The 2,114-nt window shown below is 37.6% G+C and carries 2 protein-coding genes; one reads left to right on the plus strand and one right to left on the minus strand.

Annotation, left to right across the window (positions count from 1 at the left end; translation table 11 throughout):
* Nucleotides 1-593 precede the first annotated feature (593 nt).
* Nucleotides 594-1,301 carry an MIP/aquaporin family protein gene (locus DYY66_RS06860; protein ID WP_166287361.1) on the minus strand — a complete coding sequence of 236 codons (708 nt, stop codon included), beginning with the start codon at nt 1,299-1,301 and terminating at the stop codon, nt 594-596.
* Between the two features lie 88 nt (nt 1,302-1,389).
* On the opposite strand from DYY66_RS06860, the gene bcp reads away from it, so the two are divergent.
* Nucleotides 1,390-1,848: a thioredoxin-dependent thiol peroxidase gene (gene bcp / locus DYY66_RS06865; protein ID WP_166287364.1), complete on the plus strand. Its 459-nt coding sequence runs from the start codon at nt 1,390-1,392 to the stop codon at nt 1,846-1,848.
* Nucleotides 1,849-2,114 lie beyond the last annotated feature (266 nt).

A 2,114-nucleotide genomic window follows, 5' to 3' on the forward strand; every position in this document is an offset into this window, starting at 1 on the left:
CTCCAACTTTCACATTAGGAGAACTTATGCCAGTGCCAAGTAAAGCAGAAGCTTGTGTAAAATTGATTATGAGTAATACAAGAGTAATGATCAGGATTTTTTTTAACAAATAATCAATCCCGTGACTCCATTTTACTACAATCTTCTATAAAAAAAGGATCACCAGATTTGGAAATGATAATTTTTCTCATGTCATTTTATCCAGCATTAAAGAAATCACGAATACGTAAAAAGCCATAGTTAGAATCTTCTAGTAAATTCTTCTATTCATGTTTGCAATATGTGGTAAATTTTTTTGGCGTGTTTACAATATTGAGTAAATTATCCTTACATGTTTGCAACATGATGTAAACTAGTCATGTAGCATCTTATGCATCCTATTTTTCATGCATATTATGTATACCATCAGATTGTAATCCCATGCTCCAATTATTTGCAGATCTGCAATGACATCTTGATTAAGATGAAATATTCATTCAAAAAAAATCAACAAAGTGGCGGGCCCGGGGGNCACTATCCAAGCTGTGCTACGGGTCCACAAATAAAATTGAATCAAGACCTGTTATAATACATTTCAAAAGTAATGAAAAAATCTAGGATGCTTCTTTTTCAGCCTTGTTTACAAAGATATAGTTCATTACCAAACCTGCAATAACTGCACCTACTATTGGTCCTGCCCAGTAAATCCAGTGATAGTCCCAGTATCCAGATATGATTGCAGGTCCCAAAGTTCTTGCAGGATTAACACTTGCTCCAGTTAGCGGAACACCTACCAAGTGTATCAAAAATATCATTCCACCAATGGCAAGACCATACATTCCTGCTGGTGCTTTTTTGTGTACAGCAGTCATGAAGATGACAGTTACCAAGAAGAATGTAAGAATAGCTTCAACTGTAAATCCAGATATCGCGCTATTATTCAAAATTGCACTAGGTCCACCTTGGGTTCCAAAATGTACCTTATCTCCAAGTACAGGGAGTATTGCTTTTAGTGTTGCAGCTGCAACAATTGCTCCGATTATCTGAAACACAATGTAAGCAATTCCATCTTTGATGTTGATTCGTCTTGTCACTAACATTGCTATAGTAACAGCTGGGTTGATGTGTGCACCAGACACATGACCAAATGTGTAAACCATCAATCCTATTGCTGCGCCGTGCGCAAGTGCTATGACTACAAGTGCAGGAATTGTTAAAACTGAGCCAAAGTATGCGACTGATAATATGATAGACAGAGGTCCAAAGAAGACAAGTGCGTATGTTGCTATTGCTTCTGCAAGCCATGCACGTGGATTAACCATTAATCACTTTGACCTCTGAACATGCAATATAAAACATTCGAAATATGTAGGCAAAAAATAAGTATGGATCATTTGGAGTACCTCTCAGATGTTATCAGAAGGAGATAAAGTTCCAGATTTTGCATTAAAAGATGCAGAGGGTAAAACCGTGAAAAAATCAGATCTCAAGGGCAAAAAATATGTGGTCTACTTTTACCCAAAAGACTTTACCCCAGGATGTACCACAGAAGCTGCAGAATTCGCACAGGATTATAAGAAATTCAAAAATGCAGGAATAGAGATAATTGGAATAAGTCCAGACGATGAAGAGTCTCACAAGAAATTTGGCGAGAAGATGAAGGTTCCATTCATTTTGCTTGCAGACACTGAAAAAGACGTTGCAAAGAAGTTTGGCGTATGGGGCAAGAAACAGTTCATGGGCCGTGAATACATGGGAGTAAACAGGTCAACTTTTCTTGTAGATGAAAAAGGAAAAATCCTAAAAGTTTTTGAAAAAGTAAAACCTGCAGGACATGCACAAGAAGTGCTAGATGCCTTTAAGAATTAGGCTTTGAATCCTGCCGGAAGTGTAGTACGGAATGTAGATTTCGGTTTTGCAGGTTCTGCAGCTTGTTGTGGTGCAGTTGCGGTAGTTGTTGAACTACCAGTGAACTGTTTGTCTGCTGGATGATATGATAATCTCTTTCTTGTTGCAAAATACTTGTTTCCAGTATAACNGGTTGTGGTGCAGTTGATGTAGTTGTCGAACTACCAGTGAATTGTTTGTCTGCTGGATGATATGACAATCTCTTTCTTGTTGCAAAATACTTGTTT

This window comes from Candidatus Nitrosotalea sp. FS (genome assembly GCF_011319475.1).
Lineage (GTDB): Archaea > Thermoproteota > Nitrososphaeria > Nitrososphaerales > Nitrosopumilaceae > Nitrosotalea.

Coding starts and splice junctions, on each gene's coding strand:
- DYY66_RS06860 (WP_166287361.1), bottom strand. CDS start 1,301: ATGGTTAATCCACGTGCATGGCTTGCAGAAGCAATAGCAACATACGCA.
- bcp (WP_166287364.1), top strand. CDS start 1,390: ATGTTATCAGAAGGAGATAAAGTTCCAGATTTTGCATTAAAAGATGCA.